This is a genomic window from Pseudomonas multiresinivorans (genome assembly GCF_012971725.1).
GTDB lineage: Bacteria > Pseudomonadota > Gammaproteobacteria > Pseudomonadales > Pseudomonadaceae > Pseudomonas > Pseudomonas multiresinivorans.
Genome location: NZ_CP048833.1, coordinates 2,857,430 through 2,876,518, shown reverse-complemented (window position 1 = coordinate 2,876,518; position 19,089 = coordinate 2,857,430). Strand labels below are relative to the sequence as shown.

Genomic DNA, 19,089 nt, shown 5'->3' with positions numbered 1-19,089 from the left:
GTTACTTTATAGCCGACTCTTTATAACCATAAATATCTAAATCGCATGAGGTCATAACCCTTAATGCCCGCGCCAGAGCGATTCGCGCAAATTTCCCGGTTTCCTCGTCCCTTTGCTTTCCTACAGCCCGCCTCGGGCCTTTTTATTCCTTTTTATTATAAAAACCAGTGAAATTCATATTGGTATATACCAATTCATTTGCCTTGGAATACGCCCCATCGCAGTCATCGGCCGCTGGCCGTTTCGGAGAAGGGTTCCATGTTTGCCTTGCGGGTCATGCTTGAGTACTTCCACCCCTGGCCCAATTCGGCCGGTTTCTACCTCGCCCGTGAACGCGGCTGGTACCGCGAGGCGGGGCTGGACGTGGAACTGGTGGTGCACGACCCCTACCACGGCGACACTCTCGCCCACCTGCTGCGCGGCGGCGCCGCGTTCGGCGTGTTCCCCAGCAATCGCCTGCTGGTGCGCCGAGAACTCGGCCAGCCACTGATCGGCGTGGCGGCGATCAATCATCGCGGCCTGGAATCGATCCAGACCCTCACCGACAGCGGCATCCGTCGCCCCCGCGACCTTCAGGGCAAGCGCCTGGCGCTCAACCCGACGCCACGCGGCCTGGCCATGGTGCGCCACCTGGTGAGCCAGGACGGCGGCGACCCGGACGCGGTGGAACTGGTGGACGCCGGCTTCCGCGAATTGCGCCCCGAAGACCTGGCCGCCGGCCTGGCCGATGCCAGTTTCGGCGGCTACTGGGCCTGGGAAGCGCTGCTGCCCAGCGCCATCGCCGATGAGCGCCGCGTGGTGCTGCCGGTGGACGAGATCGGCGCCCCGCCCTACCACAGCTATCTGCTGGGCGCGCGAGAGGACTGGCTCGATGCCAATCCGGAGATCACCCGGCGTTTCCTCGCTGTCACCGCGCGCGGTTTTCTCGCCGCAGCAGCGGAGCCAGAGACCGCACTACCGGTCTACGAACGCACCATTCCCTACTTTCCCCGCGAGATGCTGGCAGAATCCCTGCGGCGCATCGCGCCCAGCTGGCTGCATCAGGGCCGCTGGGGCGAACAGCGCGAAGAACTGCTGCAGCCCTATGCCCAGTGGCTGCATGACTATGGTGTGCTGCGCGACCCGGAAATCTGGCGCGGCGCCACCAGCAATGCCTGGCAAGTGGAGAACCCAGCATGACGAAACGCCTGAGCCATGGCATGGGCCTGGAGCCGGTGGAAGCCGACTGGCCGGCGCTGACCGAAGCGGAGGTCGCCGCGCTGCTGCAAGACTTCCCGCAGGCCGGCGACGAAGCCCGCCTCACCTGGCACAGCCCGCGGCCTTTCTCCGCCGCCGCGCTGGTGGAGACCGCCAGCGGGCCGCTGTTCGTCAAGCGTCACCACCCTAGCGTGCGCACGGCTGACTGGCTGGCGGAAGAACACGCCTTTCTCGATCACCTGGCCCGCAACGGCGCGCCGGTCGCGCAGGTATTGCGGGATCGGCACGATCGCAGCGCCATCGAGCGCGACGGCTGGACCTATGAAGTCCACCAGAAGGCGGAAGGCCTCGACCTGTACCGCGACGCGCTGTCCTGGACGCCATTCCAGCACAACGCCCATGCCTTTGCCGCTGGCGCCGCGCTGGCGAAATTGCACCGCGCCGCCGAAAGTTTCGCCTCGCCCTCACGCAGCGCCGGTGTACTGGTCAGCAACCTCGAGCTGTTCGGCGCGCCGGACCCGTTGGCCGCCATCGAAGCGACCTTCGCCCAGGCACCCGCCCTCGCGGAGTACCTGCAGGCGCGCCCCTGGAAAGACACGCTGAGCGAGCTGCACCTGCCGCTGCAACGCGAGCTGCTGCCCTACCTGCAACGCCAGCCGGCACTGTGGACTCACAATGACTGGCACGCATCGAACCTGCTGTGGAGCGAGGAAGGCCCGAAGGCGCAGGTGGTCTCAGTGCTGGACTTCGGCCTGAGCGACCGCAGCTTCGCGCTGTTCGACCTGGCCACCGCCATCGAGCGCAACCTGGTGCCCTGGCTGGAGCTGGACCAGGGCCGTGCCGCCGTCGCCGACCTCGATGCACTGGACGCCCTGCTGCAGGGCTACGCCAGCGTGCGCCCGCTGAGCCGCGACGACATGCTTGCCCTGGCTGCGCTGCTGCCGCTGGTACATGCGGATTTTGCGCTGTCCGAGGTCATCTACTTCCACGGCATCCTCGGCTCGGCCGAGAGCGCTTCGCTGGCCTATGACAATTACCTGATCGGCCACACCCGCTGGTTCCTCGAAGCCGAAGGGCAGCGTTTGCTCAATCACATTCGCCAACTGGCCGCGAAGGTGAAATGAGATGAGCGAACCTCTGGTCACCGCGCACTGGCTGGCCGCCGCGCTGGACGATCCGCGCCTGTGCCTGCTGGACGCCAGCGTGGAACTGGCGGCCCCCGAATTCGATGGCGACTATCGCGTAAAGAGCGGCCACGCCGGATGGCTCGCTGGGCATATTCGCGGCGCACGCCATGCCGACCTGCTGGACGAGCTGGCCGATCCGCAAGCGTCCTTCAGCTTTGCCCTGCCCGATCCGCAAGTGGCGCAGGACGCCTTGCAGGCACTCGGCGTCGACGACGACTCGCTGGTGGTGATCTATGACCGCAGCGACGGTTTCTGGGCTGCGCGCCTGTGGTGGATGTTGCGCAGCCTGGGCATTGATGCAGCCGTGCTGGATGGTGGACTACGTGCCTGGATCGCCGCCGGATATTCGCTGGAACAAGGCGAATCTTCCCAGGCGGGAAACGGGACGCTGTCGGCCCCGGCGAAGTACCGGGACGGCTTCTGGATCGACCGCCACGACGTCGAGAAAGTCGTCGCGGGAGAGTCTCCTGGCACGCTGGTCTGCGCCCTGTCCGCCGCCCTCTTCGACGGCAGCGCCGTCACCCGTTATGCCCGCCGTGGGCACATTCCCGGCAGCGCCAACCTGCCCGCGCGCAGCCTGTTCGACGACGACGGCTGCTACCGGCGCGGTGCGGCTCTAGGTGAGGCCCTTGCCGGGCTGCGACAGGCCGAAGCGCCGCTGCTGCTTTACTGCGGCGGCGGCATTTCCGCCGCCGCCCTGGCCCTCGCCCTGACGCTGGCCGGGGAAACCCGAGTCGCGATCTACGACGGCTCGCTGCAGGAGTGGGCCGCAGAGCCAACCCTGCCATTGACCACCGGAGCAGCTCCGGCCTGACCGCCCGTTCGCGGGCACTCACGTTTTACATCCAAGGCCATCCGTTTCGCGCGGGAGGGGCTCGGCCCCGTGCATTCCCGGCGCACGCCCCGGCGATTTTCAGGAGCGTTCCATGCAGTACCTGCCGCGCCCCGCGCGCACGCGATTTCCCCTCAGCCTGCTGACCCTGGCCGTGCTGCTGGCCAGCGGCCCAGGCCACGCCGAAGACGCCACGACCCTGGACACCGTGACGGTGATCGGCCACGACACCGAGAGCTACGCCAGCGGCCGCGCGTCGGTCGGCGGCTTTGGCGAGGCGCCGCTGCTGGATACGCCAGCGTCCATCTCGGTGTTCAACCAGGCGCTGCTCAAGGACCAGCAGGCGCGCCTGCTCAGCGATGTGCTGAAGAACGATGCCTCCACCGGCGAGGCCTACGCACCGGTCGGCTACTACGAGAACTTCGAGATCCGCGGCTACTCGCTCAACGCCGCCAGCAGCTACAAGATCAACGGCCGCACCATCACCGGCGAGCAGAACGTGGCGCTGGAGAACAAGGAGCAGGTCGAAGTACTCAAGGGGTTGTCCGGCCTGCAGAGCGGCGTGTCCGAGCCCGGCGGCGTGATCAACTACGTCACCAAGCGCCCGCAGGACGTGCGTTCGGTGACGCTGGGCACCGACGATGAGGGTGGCCGCTACGTCGCCACCGACGTCGGCGCCTGGCTGGATAACGAGCAGACGATTGGCGTGCGGGTCAACCTCGCCCACGACGACCTGCGCTCCTACATCGACCACACCGACGGCCAACGCGACTTCGCCTCCCTGGCACTGGACTGGAACCTCTCGCCCAACGCCCTCTGGCAATTCGACGCCGAATACCAGAACCGTCGCCAGCCCTCGGCACCCGGCTACCAGTTGCTCGGCGGTACGGAGTTGCCCCACGACATCGACCCGCACGACCGCATCGGCTACCAGAGCTGGGCCGACCCGGTGCGCATCGAATCGCTGAACCTCAATACGCGCTTCGAGTACCGCTTCGACGACGCCTGGACCGGCACCTTAAGCGCCTCGCGCAGCCGCGTGGTGATCGACGACTACAGCGCCTTCCCCTGGGGCTGCTACGGCGCGGCCAGCTGCGCCGATTCCGCCGTACCGAACTACTTCAGCCCCGAAGGCGACTACGATCTCTACGACTTCCGCAGCCCCGACGACACCCGCCGCAACGACGAACTGGAAGCCGCCCTGCACGGCCAGTTCGCCACCGGCTGGTTGCGCCACGAGCTGACCGTCGGCACCTCGGCCTTCCGCCGTGTTCTGGACAGCCGCCCGGAGCTCAACGAGTGGGTCGGCACCGGCAACATCTACACCGGCATCGGCGCCGTGGAGCCTTTCGACGGCGAGCCCGGCCACAGCTACCGCCACCTCGACAGCCGCCAGTATGGCCTGTTCGCCAGCGACCGCATCTCCCTCAATGACCAATGGCAGGTCGTGCTGGGCGGGCGCCAGGTGCGCCTGGACGAGCGCACGTTCGACAGCGAGGGCGACACCACCCGGCATACCCGCCGCGCGGAGTTCCTGCCCAACGGCGCGGTGATCTTCAAGCCGCGTGCGGACATCTCCATCTACGGCAGCTACAGCAAGGGCCTGTCCCTGGGCGGCGAGGCCCCCTGGTTTGCCAGCAACGCCGGCGACACCCTGGCGCCCACCTCCTCGCGCCAGGTCGAGTTCGGCATCAAGCAGGAGCTGGCCGGCTTCGACTGGAGCGCCGCGCTGTTCCAGATCCACCAGGCCTACCAGTTTGCCCGGCCCAACGGCGACGGCAGCTTCACCTACGTGCAGCAGGGCCAGCAGAAGAACAGCGGGCTGGAGTTGTCCGCCAGTGGCCGGGTAACCTCCGCGCTGCAATTGAGCGGCAGCCTCGCGGCGATCCGTTCGCGGGTGGTGAACAGCGGCACGGACGACTACGAAGGCCACCAGGCGATCAACGTCCCGCGCCTGCGCGCGAGCCTGCAGGCGGACTATGCGCTGGCCGAAGTGCCGGGGCTTTCGCTGCTGGGCGCGGCGCGCTACAGCGGCGCCAAATATGCTGACCGCGATGGCGCAGTAGAAGTCGGCGGCTACACCGTGTATGACGCCGGCGCACGCTTCAGCACCCGCATCGGCGACTACCCGACCGTGCTGCGGCTGAGCGTCGACAACCTGTTCGACAAGCGCTACTGGCGCGATGTCGGTGAATATTTCGGCGACGGCTACCTGTTCCAGGGTGCGCCGCGCACGGCTCGCCTGACGGCGAGCGTCAACTTCTGAGGTAAGCGCGAATGTCTGCTCTGGAAATCATCGCGGTGATCGTCAACGTGCTCGGCGTCTGGCTCACTGCAAGGCGCATCCGCTGGTGCTGGCCGGTGAACGTGGTGGCGGTGCTGCTCTACGCCTGGATCTTCTTCAGCGTGAAGCTCTACTCCGACATGCTCCTGCAACTGGTCTTCGTGGTGCTGCAGTTCTACGGCTGGTGGCAGTGGAGCAAGGGTGGCAGCGACCACGGCAAGGTGCGCGTCGAACGCCTGCCCCTCTCCACCGCTGTCACCAGTTGCCTGGCCGGTGCCGTGGGGGCCTTCGCCCTGGGCTGGGCGATGCACACCCACACCGACGCCGCCCTGCCCTGGATGGACGCCGCGCTGACCGCCTTCAGCCTGGTGGCGAGCTTCTGGGCGGCGCGCAAATACGTCGCCAGCTGGTGGCTGTGGATCATCCTCGACGTGCTCTACACCGGGGTCTTCCTCTACAAGGCGCTGTACCTCACCGCCGGGCTCTACGCCGGCTTCGTGGTGCTGGCGATCTACGGCCTGCTGGCCTGGCAGCGCGAGCTGCATGACGAACCGCCCAGCGCTCCGGCACTGGCCGGCAACTCCTGAGAAACGCCATGCTCTACCAGGCCATCCCGCCGCACTACGCGCGCATCCGCGACCAGTTGGCCGCGGACATCGCCCAGGGGCGCTTCCTCGCCGGGCAGAAACTGCCGCCCGAGCGCGACCTCGCCGAGCGCTTCGAATGCACCCGAGTGACCTTGCGCCAGGCCCTGCAACAGCTGGAAACCGAGGGCCTGATCTACCGCGAGAACCGCCGCGGCTGGTACCTCAGCCCACCGCGCATCGACTACGACCCGACGCGGCTGGTCAGCTTCATGGACTACGTGCGCCTGCAGGGCCGCGAGCCGCTCACCGAATGCCTGAGCGCCGAACGCCGCCGCGCCGGCGCCTGGCTGGCCGCGCGGATGAATCTGCCGTCACCGGACGAACCCGTCTTCCGCCTGCACCGCCGCCGCCTGATCGATGGCCGCCCGGTGCTGGTGGAGATCAACACCCTGCTCGCCAGCTGGTGCCCGGAGTTGCTGGATGCGCGGCTGGATCGTTCGTTGACCACGCTGTTGCGCGAGCGCTTCGGCAAGGTGCAGACGCGCTGCACGCTGAACCTGCGCCTGGGCACGGTCAACGATGACCAGGCCGAGCTGCTGCAATTGGCCTCCGGCGCCAGCAACCTGGTGCTGGAGCGCCTGAACTACGCCGAGGACGGCCTGCTGGTGGAATTCGACCAGGAATTCTGGCGGCCGGATGCGGTGTCGGTGGCGGTCCAGGCAGATTTCCCATCGCGGCTGCTTATAGCTGAATAAGTAATTACCAAATGCAAATTCAGTATTTCTGGTTCTAATAGAATCACGGCTAGGCTAGCTCCAACTTCACCGCAACCGGCTTGTCTCAAAGCCTTTCGGAGCCGCCATGGATCGCACCGACAACATCATCGACCTCGCCCGCCACCGCACGCGCCGTCAGGCACGCTGCCAGGCTGAGCTGATGTGGATGCTGTACGCGCAGCGTGCCGGCTACGACGCCTTGCAGATCGTCCAGCAGAGCCGCGACAGCGGCCGCCGCGAGGCCTGACCCGTGGGCCTGTCGCTTTCCACGGAGCTGCCGGCCGTGGAGTTCGACGCCACGCCCGGCACCACCGAAGACCCCATCGGCGAGCGGGTTGCCAGCAACCTGCTGCGCCTGCGCGCCAAGCGCAACCTCTCCCTCGATGGCTTGGCCCGCCTCTGCGGCGTAAGCCGCACCATGCTCGCGCAGATCGAGTCCGGCCGTAGCGTCCCGTCGATCAAGGTGCTGTGCAAGATCGCCCAGGGCCTGAAAGTCTCGGTTGCCGCCTTCCTCGACGACCGCGCCTTCGAAGGCGTGGCCGTGCTGCCCGCGCGCGACAGCAAACGCCTGGTCAGCGGCGATGGCGCCTTCGTCAGCCGCGCGCTGTTCCCCTTCGACGTCTCGCGCCAGGTGGAATTCTACGAACTGCGCCTGAAGGGCCTGGCCACCGAACACTCCACCGGCCATGCGCCGGGCACCCAGGAAAACCTGGTAGTCGCCCAGGGCGTGCTGGAAATCAGCGTGAACGAGGAGCGCTTCCTCCTCGGTACCGGCGACTCCATCCTGTTCTACGCCGACCAGCCGCACAGCTACCGCAATCCGGCAGATAGCGAGGCCGTCGCCTACCTCGTCACCACCTACGCCGAACGACTGGACTGAGTCGCCAGGCAAAAAGCAAAAGGCCCGGCGGGTTCCCCCACCGGGCCTTTTCATTTCAGCACCCAGCGATCAGCAGGTGCAGCACATCATCGGCATGCCGTTGCAGCTCATCATCATCGGCATGCCGCACTCCATCATCTTGTTCATCAGCATGCAGCAGTTCTTCAGCATGTCCATGCTCATGCCCTGCATCGGCATCATCTTGCACATCATCATGTCGCCCTGCATGGAGCACTCCATCATGCACTTCATGGCGGGCATGCCCATGTTCATACCCATCATCGGCATCGACATCATCGGGTTCATCATGCCCATCATCGGCATCATGGCCATGGCGGGCTGGGACATGCCCATCATCATCAGGTTGCCGCAGTGCATCATCATCGGCATGCCGCAGTTCATCATCATCGCCATCATCTCGGCGCTGTTGCGGAACATGGCCATTTCCATGCCCATGGCCGGCTTCATGCGGCACATCATGCCGTCGTCGAGCATCTCGCACTCCATGGTCGCCATCATCATCGGCATGCCCATCATCGGCATCATGGCGTTGGTGTTCATCGGCATCTGCATGGCGTTCATCATGGTGGAGCTCCCTGAATCGATTGGAATGAAGTGCTGCGAATGGGGCCGATTCTAGGAAGGCGCGGCGGCGGAACAAGATGGCGGGGAAACGGAGGTTTCTGGCGTGCCTTCTCTCGGTTCTGATTCGATAATGGCGGTGTTGTTCGTCATGGTTTCAATTGCGACGTTTTAACGGCGTTAAAAGAACCCTCGAAGTGAATTTCGGCAACATGGATATCCCATCCAGTGCTTAGCAAAGAACCGTAGTGAATATTGAATCTAACCAGCTCTCAAAAACTTCGCTTCGGGCGGATATCCGCGTCCTAGAGCGCTTCCATGGCAATTCACGAGTCTCGAATTCCGGTATATGAGAATGCGTTTTTAATATTTAAGGAAATAACAGACGAGCTTCTATAGTGGCGGTTTGGTCCAACTGTCATCCCATCGCAAGGAAGTCCTATGCTCCGCCACCTGCTCGCCGCCAGCCTCGCCCTGGCGCTGTTTGGCTGCGCCACCCCGCCCGCTCCTTCTGTCCATACCACCAACCCTTCCACTTCCACTCTGCAGGGCGACCCCACGCGGCCGGCGCAGGCGCAGTGGCTGCGCACCGAGTTGTATTTCGCGCTGGGGCAGGAGGACGGCAAGGAGAAGATCAGCGAGCAGCGCTGGCGACAATTCCTCGACCAGGAAGTAACGCCGCGATTCCCGGACGGTTTCACCGCCTACGATGCCTACGGCCAGTGGCGTGACCACGGCGCGCCGGCGCCGGAGCGGCTGAGCACCAAGGTCATCGTCATCCTGCATGAAGACACTGCCGCGCGCGGTCAGGACATCGAGGCGATCCGCCTGGCGTGGAAGCGCATCACCGGCGACCTTTCCGTGCTGCGGCTGTCGCAACCGGCTCAGGTGTCCTTCTGATGAGCGAATTCCGCGAAACGCTATACGAGGGTTACGCGCAGGCGCTGAGCGTCGATGAGCCGATCTACCAGGGCAACACCGGCCAACAGGCCGTGCAGGTATTCCGCAATCGACTCTTCGGCCGCGTGCTGACGCTGGATGGCGTGGTGCAGACCACCGAGGCGGACGAGTTCGTCTACCACGAGATGCTCGCCCATGTGCCGATCCTCGCCCATGGCGCAGTGCGCCGCGTGCTGGTGATCGGCGTGGGCGATGGCGGCATCCTGCGGGAGATCGTGCGGCATGCCGGTATCGAGGAAATCGTCGCGGTGGAGATCGACCCGCAGGTGGTCGAGCTGTGCCGCGAGCTGCTGCCGAATCACTCGGCCGGCGCGCTGGACGATCCGCGCCTGCGGTTGATCTACGCCGACGGCCTGGAATACCTGGCGCAGAGCCGCGAGAGTTTCGACCTGATCCTCTGCGACTCGACTGATCCGGGCGGCCCCGCGGCAAGCCTGTTCACCGACGCCTTCTACCGCAACTGCCAGCAACGCCTGGGCGCCAGCGGTATCCTTGCCACGCAGAATGGCGTGCCCTTCCTCCAGCCTGAGGAACTGGGCGGCACGGCGCGGCGGCTGGCGGACAACTTCGCCGACTGGGGTTTCTTCCATGCCGCGGTGCCGACCTACATCGGCGGCAGCATGGCCTTCGGCTGGGCGTCGAACAGCGAGAAGGTTCGCCGCACCGACCTGGAAACCCTGCGCCAGCGCTTTGCGAAAAGCGGCCTGGTGACCCGCTACTACACCCCCGAGGTACACCAGGCGGCGTTCGCCCTGCCGCGCTACATGCTCGACCTGATCGAGGCCGGGCTTCAGCGCGACAACTGAGGGTTGTCCAGGCGCTGCGGCGTCCAGTCCGGGTCGCGGGCGCGCACCGGGCTGCTGACCTGCAGCACGGCGGTACCGAAGCGCTGCTTGAAGTCCGCGCCGATCTGCGCCAGGGCCTGGCGGGTGTAGGGGTTGTCGGCGTGGATGAGGATCAGCATCCGCGACGGCAGCTTCTCCGGCCCGCCGCTGGGGCCGCGCCACTGGCCATGCAGGTCGAGCCAACTCAGGCCATCGGGGAAGCGCGGCGTCACCTCGCGGGCGAGGAAGTCCTCCCACTGCGACAGTTCCACCGCTTCCAGGTACAGCTCGGTGCGCAGCATGCGCCGGCCGATGGCTTCGCCACCGCTGGCGCTATTGGCTGCCGGCTCGTTCAACCACAGGCCGATCAGCGCTGCCAGCAACACGACGATGGCGCCATTGCGCCACAAGCGTTTCCCGCGCATCAGGCGCCCTCCTCCTGCCAGCTGGCAGACAGCGCCGTGCGCGAACGCAGCAGCAGTTGCAGCACCGCGCCCAGCGCCAGTACACCCACACCGAGCAGCGCGCCCCAGCCGACAAAGGCGACGCTGGAATACAGCATGTACAGGCACACCGCGAGGAAGCCCAGCGGCAGCCACGGGTAGAGCGGCACGCGGATCGGCCGGGGCACTTCCGGGTGGCGGCGGCGCAGGACGATCAGCGCCACGCTGCTCAGGCTGAGGAACAGCCAGTACACCGGTGTCATGTACTCCACCATGGTGTTGAAGCCGTGGCCGCTCCAGCCGCCGACCGCGATCAACAGCAGCGCCACCAGCCCTTCGGCCAGCAGTGCGGCGCGCGGTACGCCGTGGCGCACGTCCCAGCGGCCGAGCACCCGCAGCGCCGGCACATCGCTGGCGGCGGCGTAGGTGGTACGGCTGCCGACGATCAGCGTGGAGTTGATGCTGGCGACGGCGGATACCACCACCACTGCCATGATCAGGCCGATACCCGGCGCGCCGAAGGCCAGCCCGAGAAGTTCCAGCGCCGGCGCACCGCTGGCGGCGAGGCCATCGAAACCCAGCCCGCGAATGAAGGCCCAGTTCAGCGCCAGATAGATCAGCAGCAGGGCCGCCAGCGCGCCGAGCATGGCAGTGAAGATGCCCCGGCGGTTGTCGCGCAGTTCGGCCGACAGCGTGGCCGCATCGCTCCAGCCACCGAAGGCGAGGAAAACGTAGATCAGCGCGGCGGAAAATCCGGCCACGCCAACCTGCTCCGGCTCCACCGGCGGCGCAACGGGCGGCACGAAGCCGCGCCACTCCAGCCACAGGCCGGCACCGACGATCCCCAGAAAGCCGGCAGCGACCAGTACCACCAGGCCGGCCTGGGTGCCGAAGCTCACCCGCCAGCCGATGAGATTCAACGCCACCAGCGCGGCAACCAATCCACCGGCCAGCAGTACGTTGCCCAACTGGCCGAGGCCGAGCAAGGCGCTGAAGTGATCGGCGAAGAGGAAGGCCATCAGCGCGATCCAGCCGGTATGCAGGATGGCGAAGCGCGACCAGGCGAACAGGAAGCCCACCCGCTGGCCGTAGGCGCGTTCGAGGAAGTGGTAGTCGCCACCGGGATGGGCGAAAGCCGAGGCCATCTCCACGTAGCACAGGGCACCGACCATCGACAGCAAGCCGCCGAGAATCCACACCAGGTAGAAGTGCTCCTGGCCGACGTTGAGCGCCACGGTAGGCGCGGTCTTGAGAATGTCGCTGGTGATCACCATGCCCAGCGTCAGCAGCAGCGCGTGGACGGCGCCCAGGTGCCGGCGCGGGCCGGCCGGCTTGTCAGCGGCGAAGTTGTCAGCCATGAATCGGCTCCGGAAGTAGTAAGGGCCGCGATGCGGCCCCTGGATTTTCAAAAGAGCGGATCAGAACGAATAGCTCGCGCGGGCGTAGTAGTACGCGCCGTTGGAGCCGATCGGCGAGAGCACGTCGTACGGCAGGTTGCCGCCGTAGTTGATCTCGGAGCTGGAGCGTTCCGGGTAGTTGTCGGTGAGGTTGTTGCCGCCCACCGCCAGGCTGAACTGCGGGGTGAGCTTGTAGGCCACCTCGGCATCCAGCTGCCACACCGCGCCGTAGGTCTGCTCCGGGTGGTAACCATCGCCGAAGTCGAACACGCGGGTGGTCTCGCCCTGCCGGGTCAGGCGGCCGAGCAGGTTCCACTGCGCATCGCTCCAGGTGGTGGTGAGGATGAAACGATCCCGGGGCGCGGCGTCGGTCAGGGTGTTGCGTTCCTCCACGCCCACCAGCGCGTCCTCGCCGATGCCCAGGTTGGAGAGCTGCTGCGGAGTGGCCTTGGTGCTGCGCACCTTGGTGTGGTTGTAGGTGTACGCGGTAGTCACGCCCAACTGGCCGCCGACGAAGGGCTGGTGGTAGTTGAGTACCAGCTCGGCGCCATCGGTGCGGGTGTCGGCGGCGTTGGTGAAGAAGTTCACGTCATGCACGCCGGCCACGCCGAAGTTGTCCTGGATGAACTGCTCCATGGCGTCGCTGCCGATGCGCTGGGACAGGGTGATGCGGTCGTCGACGTCGATGCGGAACACGTCGAAGGACAGGTCGAAGCGTTCATTGAGCTGCGCGGTCAGGCCCAGGCTGAAGTTCTTCGAGGTCTCCGGGTCGAGCTTCTCGGCGCCGAGCGCGCGGGCGATCGGATCGTTCACCGAGAGCACACGAATGTCGGTGAGCGTGCCGCCGTCGCCGAAGTTGCTGGTGGTGTTCTGGAAGCCGACCTGGGCCAGCGATGGCGCGCGGAAGTTGGTGGACGCCGCACCGCGTAGGGCCAGCACCGGGGTCAACTGGTAGCGCCCGCTGAGCTTGCCGGTGAGCTTGCTGCCAGCGTCGTCGTAGCGCTCCCAGCGCGCAGCGGCATCGACGAAGAACTGGTCGGTGAGGTCGCCCGACAGGTCGACGTAGGTGCCGAAGACGTTGCGGTCGATGTCCGACTCTTCGCTGGGACGCAGGCCCGCCGCGCCATCCGCCCCGACGCCGTAGTACGAGGATTCGTCGCCGGCGGTGGTGATGTAGTTCTCGTAGCGGTATTCACCACCGAGCGCAAGCACGAACGGCCGCCCGGCAAGGCTTAGCTCGCGGCTGAGGTCGAGGTTGGCGACGCTCTGGCGCAGTTCGTAGTCGCCGGTGTCGAAGCGGGTCGGTGTGTCTTCGCCGAGCGATGCGTTGAGGGTGCGTCGGGTCGAGGATTCGAAGCGGTTGCGGCCGTGGGTGACGCTGGCGTCGTAATCCCAGGTCTCGGCGATCAGGCCCTTGTAGCCGACTGTTGCGGACAGGTCGGTGTTGTCGCCCAGGGACTGCGGCAGGTAGCCGTTGGGGTAGATCTCCGGGTGCTCGTCCGGGTAGCGGTAAAACTCCGCGCCGGTGGTGTGGCGCTCGTTGTACAGGCCGAACGAATAGAGCTTCCCGCCGCCCAGGGCGAGGTCGCCGTTGAACCAGGCGTTGACGTCGCGCGCCAGGCCATCGCCCATCACGTAGTTGCGCTGGCCGGGGGTGTCGGCGAAGCCATCGTAGCCGGCGCGGTTGGTCGGCTCGCGGTTGATGAACTCGGCGCCGCCACGGATGAAGCCGTCTTCGCCCAGGCGGGTGCCGGCCTTGGCCGCGGTATAGGAGTTCTGCCCGTCGGTGGTGGTCTTGCCGATGGCGTCCTGGTGGGTGTGGTAGGCGCCGTAGCTGGTGGTTACCTCGCCGCCTTCGGGGGCATCGTCGAGGATGATGTTGATCACCCCGGCGATGGCGTCGGAGCCGTACTGCGCACCGGCGCCGTCGCGCAGCACTTCGATGCGCTTGATGGCGCTGATGGGGATCGAGTTGAAGTCCACCGGCGCGGTGCCGCGGCCGATCTTCGAGGAGTCGTTGACCAGCGCCGAGGTGTGCTGGCGCTTGCCGTTGATCAGCACCAGCACCTGGTCCGGGCTCATGCCGCGCAGCTGGGCGGCGCGCACGTGGTCGGCGCCACCGGAGTTCGATTGGCGCGGGAAGTTGAAGGACGGCAGCAGCGTCGCCAGGGCCTGGCCCAGTTCGCCGCCGACGGCGCCGGTGGATTGCAGGTCCTGCGCCGTGAGCACGTCCACCGGTACGGGGGAATCCAACAGGGTGCGGTTGTTTCCGCGGGCGCCGGTGACCAGCACGGTCTCCAGCTTGGTGGTGGCCTCGGGGGTCGACGAACTTTCGTCGGCATGCGCGGAGGCCTGGGCGATGACCGAGGCCACCGCAACGGCAATAAGGGAACGGGATAACACGCGAAATACTCCTGTCTCGCTTAAAGAGCGCCACTCGCCGTTGGCGGCGAGTCCGGAACTCCGCTTTTTGGGTTCTTTTGACTTGAGCGGTTGGTGTCGGAAGTCCGGAAACCGCGAGCGACTGTTCCCCTCAGGGTGGAGAAAACAGTGCTCGGGAAAACGCTCCAGGTGTCACGGCCGGTCTCTCTTCGTGATGAGCGAAAAGGCGCGGCTCTCGGTATCGCGGGTCATCCCTGACCCGATGGGGAAGGCGTCATCCTAGCTAGTGGCAGAATGCTTTTAAACGAATAAAAAATGCTTTGGTTATAACCAGTTACGGTGTTCGCCGAGCAACATCGGCCAGTGTTGCCAGGTCAACAGTGCATGCCTTCAGTCGAAGGCTTTTCGCGTCCATTCATCCTCGGGAATATCCAGCGCCGCGCCGGAGAATCGCTCCTCGCGGAACGGGTCGGCTTCGTTGTGGAAGCCGTTTCGCTCCCAGAACCCGGGCCGGTCGGTGTCGCTGAATTTCAGCTCGCGCAACCACTTCGCGCTCTTCCAGAAGTAGCGCCCGGCGATCACCAGCCGCAGCGGCCAGCCATGCACCGGGGTCAGCGGTTCGCCGGCGTAGTGCGTGGCGAGCAGGCTGTCCGGACGCAGCAGTTCTGCCAGCGGCAGGTTGGTCTCGTAGTCGTGGTCGGCATGGGCCATGACGAACTGCCCGGCCGGCGCCACGCCGTAATGATCGAGCAGATCGGCCAGGTGCACGCCACGCCACGCGGTATCGAACTTCGACCAGCGCGTGACGCAATGGATGTCGCAGACCAGCTCGCGCTGCGGCAGCGCCAGCAGGTCGTCGAGGCTCAGCTCCAGCGATTGCGGCCCAGGATTTTGCCAAGACAACGCGCCGGTGAGCCGCAGGCGCCAGGTTTCACGTTCGTACTCCGGCACCTCGCCTTCATGGAGAATCGGGAAGCGCTCGGTCAGCACCTGTCCCGGCGGCAAGCGTTCGCCGTAACGCGGGTCGCCCGCCGGCGAGCGTGCCTTCTGCAGGCGCCTGGCCTTGTCGTGCATCCCCGATGCCCTCAGTTTGCCAACGGAATCCACGGCGCCTGCGCGACCTTCTGCGCCTCGCCGAAGGCCGGCACCTTGCGTGCCAGGTCGCGGACGTTCTTCACGTCCAGGTCGAGCAATTGCTGGCGGGTGATCAGGGTCGGCGGCACCAATACCTGCTCGCCCGGATTCTCCCCGGCGATACGCAGCGCCAGGCTGCGCACGCTGATGGCCCCGGCCACTTCCGGGTTGACCGCGGCGGTGGCGCTCCAGGCGCTGCCCTCCTCCTTCATGATCTGGATGTCGGCGGTGGAAATGTCGGCGCTGTAGATCTTCACCTGCTTGCCCAGGCCGGCTTCGTCCACGGCGATCTTCACGCCCTTGGCGAACTCGTCGAAGGGCGCGAAGAACACGCTGATGCCAGGATTGGCGCGCAGCACCGCACTGGCCTGGTCGGCCACCGAGTTGGCAATCGGCGCGTTGAGCGTGCCGAAGCGCGCCTTCTCGACGATGCCGGGGTTCTCGGCCTTCACCTGGCGCCAGATTTCGTCGCGGCGCTCCATGGGCGTGAAGCCGTCGATGTACACGTAGCCAGCCTCGAAGGCCTTGCCGTTGTCCTGCAGCACCTGCTTGAGCGCCAGGCGCGCCAGCTCGCGGTGATCCTGCTCGACGCGGGTGATGCGCGGATCGTTCACGTCGACGTCGAAGGTGACCACCTTGATGCCCTTGGCCAGCGCCTTGTCGATGGAATCCTTGAGCGTCTCGGCGAGGCCGAGCTGAACGATGATGCCGTCCACGCCCAGGTCGATGGCCTGCTCCAGCATCTCGCGCTGGGTGGCCGCCTGCTGGCGGGCATCGAACACGCGCAACTTCACGTCCAGCGCGTTGGCCTGCTTCTCCACGCCGCGCAGGTAGGCTTCGGGGAAGTCGCCGGAGAACAGGTAGCCGACCAGGGCGATCTGCACACCGCCCTTGTCGAAAGGTGCCGGCGCGCCGGGCAGACCAGCCGCTTCGGCGGTCGCTGCGCCGGACAATAACAGCCCGGCGGCGAACAGCGCGCGCAGGGACTTGGCGGGGGTGAACTTCATCCGTTGAATCTCCGAAAAAGGTAGGTGATCAGCGCCCGCGCCGGGCCAGACCGAAGGTGAACATCAAGGCCGAAACGAGGACCGCACCCTTGACGAAGTCCTGGGCGTAGTACGGCGCGTTGAGCATGGTCAGGCCGTTGAGCAGGGTCGCGACCAGCACCGCGCCCACCAGCGTCCCGAAGGCATTGGGCTTCTGCGCGCCGAGCACGGCAAAGCCGATCAAAGCGGCGCCCAAGGCATCGAGCACCAGCCCGTTGCCGGAGCTGACATCGCCGCGTCCGAGACGCGCCGCCAGCAGCAATCCACCCAGCGAGGCCAGCAGCGCCGAGAGCACGTAGGCGAGCAGCTTGTAGCGCTCCACCGGCGCACCGGCGAGGCGCGCGGCCTGCTCGTTGCCGCCGATGGCATAGAACAGCCGGCCCGGCCGGGTACGTTCGAGGAACAGCCAGACCAGCAGCGCGCAGCCGAGCATCACCACCACGGGTACCGGCACGCGGTCCCACAGCTGGGCGCGACCAAGGGCGAGGAACCAGCTGGAGAAGGCGCCGGGCGCTTCGTCGCCGTTGGGCAGGGTCATGCCGACGGCGATGGAGCGGCCGCCGGTGGGGATCAGTTGCACACCGACCACCAGGAACATGCTGCCCAGGGTGGCGAGGATGTCCGGCACGCGCATGCGCACGATCAGCCAGCCGTTGAGCAACCCCACCAGGGTGCCGAGGCCGAGGCTGATGAGGATTGCCGCCAGCGGCCCCCAGTCCAGCACCACCATCACATAGCTGGCAGTCATCAGGCTCAGCGCGGCGACTGCACCGATGGACAGGTCCAGCCCGCCCACGGCCATGCTCAGGGTCACGCCCAGGGCGAGCAGCGCGACAATGGACACCGACTGCAACACCAGGAACAGATTGCCGACCCGCAGGAAAGCCGGCTCCAGCAGCGCGAATACCAGCACCAGCACAGCCAGCAGCAGGAGCAGCGCGTAGTGGATGAGGAAGTCGAGCAGGCGTGCGACGGAGGACGTCGCCGGGCTGCCCACTGCAGTTCTAGACACGCGCGGCTCCTTGGCGTGAAGAGTGGAATTGGGCTGGCGCCAGGTGGGCGACGATCTCGCTGCGTTGCAGATCCTGCCGGGGTAGCTCGGCGACCACCGCGCCGTCGCGCACGACAAGGATACGGTCGGCGATTTCCAGGGCTTCGTCCGGGTCGCTGCAGATCACCAGGGTCGCGCGGCCGGCGGCACTGGCGCGGATACGTTGGCCAATGTCACGGCGGGCGCGCACGTCGACGCCCTGGAAGGGTTCGTCGAGGATCAGCACCCGGCCCTGCCCCAGCAGCCAACGGGCAAGAATAACCTTCTGCTGGTTGCCGCCGGAGAGCAGCTCCAGGGGATGTTCAGGGCCGGGGCCCTTGATGCCGAGCGCTTCGATCTGCTCGGCCACCTTGGTGCGCTCGGCGTTGCTGTCGATGAAACCCAGGCGCGTAAAGCTGCGCAGAAATGGCAAGGTCATGCTGGCGCGCACCGAAAAGCCCGGTACCCGCGAGTTGCGCGCGCGGTCCTCGGCGGCGAAGAACACGCCGGCGGCGATGGCCTCGCGCGGCGAGCGCGGCTGCCAGTCACGGCCATCGAGGCGGATCGATCCAGCGTGCTGCCGGCGCAAGCCGAACAGTACTTCGGCGATCTCACTCTTGCCCGCGCCGAGCAGGCCGGTCAGGGCGACCACTTCGCCTTCATGCAGGTCGAGGTCGAAGGCGGTACTGCCTTCGTCAAGCTGCCACTTGTGCAGGGACAACACCGTCGCGCCGCGCTGCAAAGGCTGCAATTGGACCTCTCCCAACGCGGCGCCGAGCATGGATTCGACCGCCGCGGCGAGGTCCAGCGGCGACTCGAATTCGCCTACCAGGCGCCCATCACGCAGCACCAGCGCGCGGTCCGCCACGCGTTGCAAGTCCGTTAGCCGATGGGAGATGTAGAGGATCGCCACGCCGCGCTCGCGCAGGTGGTCGATGAGATGGAACAGGCGCTCGACCTCGAGGGTCGACAGAGATGCCGTGGGCTCGTCGAGGATCAGCAGGCGTGGCTTTAGCGCCAGCGCACGGGACAAGATCACCAGTTGCCGTTCGGCAGTACCCAGGGTTTCGATGGGCGCCTGCAGCGGCAGGCGCAGTTCCAGCGCGGCAGCAATTTCAGCGGCGCGCTTCAACGCTTCTTCCGGGCGGAAAAGGAACGAACCGGTGGCGCCGCAGAGTTCGTCCAGCAGCAGATTCTCCGCGACGCTCAGGCCAGGCACCACGCCCTGCTCCACCTGCTGGTGCACCGCGACTATGCCGTGGCGGCGGGCGTCCTGGGGCGAAGCGAAACGAACCGGCTCGCCATCGATCAGCAAGTGTCCGGCATCGTGGCTGTGAGAACCGGCAAGAATCTTCACCAGCGTCGACTTGCCCGCGCCGTTGGCACCGAGCAGGGCAAGCACCTCGCCGGGGCGGATTTCCAGGTCCAGGTCGACCAGCACGCGGTTCTCGCCAAAGGACTTGCCGACGCCTTCGAGGCGGAAGAATGCAGCGCATGCGGGCTGGGCAGACATGGGACTCTCGATAGGACGCGAAAGAGCGAGAGCGT

Annotated in this window: 18 protein-coding genes; 10 read left to right on the top strand and 8 right to left on the bottom strand. The window is 66.2% G+C overall.

From position 1 onward, the window contains the following. Positions 1–258: 258 nt before the first annotated feature. From G4G71_RS13215 to G4G71_RS13180, 8 genes are all read left to right on the top strand, one after another. Positions 259–1,179 carry an ABC transporter substrate-binding protein gene (locus G4G71_RS13215; RefSeq protein WP_169938219.1) on the top strand — a complete coding sequence of 307 codons (921 nt, stop codon included), beginning with the start codon at positions 259–261 and terminating at the stop codon, positions 1,177–1,179. Further along, positions 1,176–2,321 carry a phosphotransferase enzyme family protein gene (locus G4G71_RS13210; RefSeq protein WP_169938217.1) on the top strand — a complete coding sequence of 382 codons (1,146 nt, stop codon included), beginning with the start codon at positions 1,176–1,178 and terminating at the stop codon, positions 2,319–2,321. Before G4G71_RS13215 ends, G4G71_RS13210 begins: the two co-directional genes overlap by 4 nt. 1 nt (position 2,322) lies before the next feature. Further along, complete coding sequence (locus G4G71_RS13205) at positions 2,323–3,198, top strand: sulfurtransferase (protein WP_169938215.1); 876 nt, start codon at positions 2,323–2,325, stop codon at positions 3,196–3,198. Positions 3,199–3,310: 112 nt separating this feature from the next. Then, on the top strand, positions 3,311–5,482 hold the full coding sequence (locus G4G71_RS13200; RefSeq protein WP_169938213.1) for a TonB-dependent siderophore receptor: 2,172 nt from the start codon (positions 3,311–3,313) through the stop codon (positions 5,480–5,482). Positions 5,483–5,493: 11 nt separating this feature from the next. Beyond that, positions 5,494–6,087: a nicotinamide riboside transporter PnuC gene (gene pnuC, locus G4G71_RS13195; protein ID WP_169938211.1), complete on the top strand. Its 594-nt coding sequence runs from the start codon at positions 5,494–5,496 to the stop codon at positions 6,085–6,087. A gap of 8 nt (positions 6,088–6,095) precedes the next feature. Further along, positions 6,096–6,842, top strand: a complete 747-nt coding sequence (locus G4G71_RS13190; RefSeq protein ID WP_169938209.1) for a UTRA domain-containing protein — start codon at positions 6,096–6,098, stop codon at positions 6,840–6,842. Positions 6,843–6,948: 106 nt separating this feature from the next. Continuing rightward, positions 6,949–7,110, top strand: a complete 162-nt coding sequence (locus G4G71_RS13185; protein WP_169938207.1) for a hypothetical protein — start codon at positions 6,949–6,951, stop codon at positions 7,108–7,110. Positions 7,111–7,146: 36 nt separating this feature from the next. Then, complete coding sequence (locus G4G71_RS13180) at positions 7,147–7,743, top strand: helix-turn-helix domain-containing protein (RefSeq protein ID WP_169942645.1); 597 nt, start codon at positions 7,147–7,149, stop codon at positions 7,741–7,743. A 69-nt stretch (positions 7,744–7,812) separates the two neighbouring features. On the opposite strand, the gene G4G71_RS13175 is transcribed toward G4G71_RS13180, so the two are convergent. Further along, entirely contained in the window at positions 7,813–8,328 is a 516-nt protein-coding gene (locus G4G71_RS13175; RefSeq protein WP_169938205.1) for a hypothetical protein, read from the bottom strand. A gap of 438 nt (positions 8,329–8,766) precedes the next feature. On the opposite strand from G4G71_RS13175, the gene G4G71_RS13170 reads away from it, so the two are divergent. Together G4G71_RS13170 and speE are read left to right on the top strand one after the other, a co-directional pair. Then, on the top strand, positions 8,767–9,225 hold the full coding sequence (locus tag G4G71_RS13170) for a DUF3574 domain-containing protein (protein ID WP_169938203.1): 459 nt from the start codon (positions 8,767–8,769) through the stop codon (positions 9,223–9,225). Beyond that, positions 9,225–10,091, top strand: a complete 867-nt coding sequence (gene speE, locus G4G71_RS13165) for a polyamine aminopropyltransferase (protein WP_169938200.1) — start codon at positions 9,225–9,227, stop codon at positions 10,089–10,091. The genes G4G71_RS13170 and speE overlap by 1 nt, the downstream gene beginning before the upstream one ends. Here speE and G4G71_RS13160 read toward each other — a convergent pair. From G4G71_RS13160 to G4G71_RS13130, 7 genes are all read right to left on the bottom strand, one after another. Then, the gene (locus tag G4G71_RS13160; protein WP_169938198.1) at positions 10,076–10,534 is read right to left on the bottom strand and encodes a DUF3574 domain-containing protein; all 459 of its coding nucleotides are present in this window, start codon (positions 10,532–10,534) and stop codon (positions 10,076–10,078) included. The two genes, speE and G4G71_RS13160, sit on opposite strands and share 16 nt — an antisense overlap. Then, positions 10,534–11,910, bottom strand: a complete 1,377-nt coding sequence (locus tag G4G71_RS13155; protein WP_169938196.1) for an APC family permease — start codon at positions 11,908–11,910, stop codon at positions 10,534–10,536. Before G4G71_RS13155 ends, G4G71_RS13160 begins: the two co-directional genes overlap by 1 nt. A 60-nt stretch (positions 11,911–11,970) precedes the next feature. Beyond that, complete coding sequence (locus G4G71_RS13150; RefSeq protein ID WP_169938194.1) at positions 11,971–14,352, bottom strand: TonB-dependent receptor plug domain-containing protein; 2,382 nt, start codon at positions 14,350–14,352, stop codon at positions 11,971–11,973. 369 nt (positions 14,353–14,721) lie between these two features. Continuing rightward, positions 14,722–15,405 carry a molybdopterin-dependent oxidoreductase gene (locus G4G71_RS13145; protein WP_169938192.1) on the bottom strand — a complete coding sequence of 228 codons (684 nt, stop codon included), beginning with the start codon at positions 15,403–15,405 and terminating at the stop codon, positions 14,722–14,724. A gap of 11 nt (positions 15,406–15,416) precedes the next feature. Continuing rightward, complete coding sequence (locus G4G71_RS13140) at positions 15,417–16,472, bottom strand: substrate-binding domain-containing protein (RefSeq protein WP_065327432.1); 1,056 nt, start codon at positions 16,470–16,472, stop codon at positions 15,417–15,419. 28 nt (positions 16,473–16,500) lie between these two features. Then, the gene (locus G4G71_RS13135) at positions 16,501–17,523 is read right to left on the bottom strand and encodes an ABC transporter permease (protein ID WP_169938190.1); all 1,023 of its coding nucleotides are present in this window, start codon (positions 17,521–17,523) and stop codon (positions 16,501–16,503) included. Next, positions 17,516–19,054, bottom strand: coding sequence for a sugar ABC transporter ATP-binding protein (locus tag G4G71_RS13130; protein ID WP_169938188.1), 1,539 nt, complete (start codon positions 19,052–19,054; stop codon positions 17,516–17,518). Before G4G71_RS13130 ends, G4G71_RS13135 begins: the two co-directional genes overlap by 8 nt. Positions 19,055–19,089 lie beyond the last annotated feature (35 nt).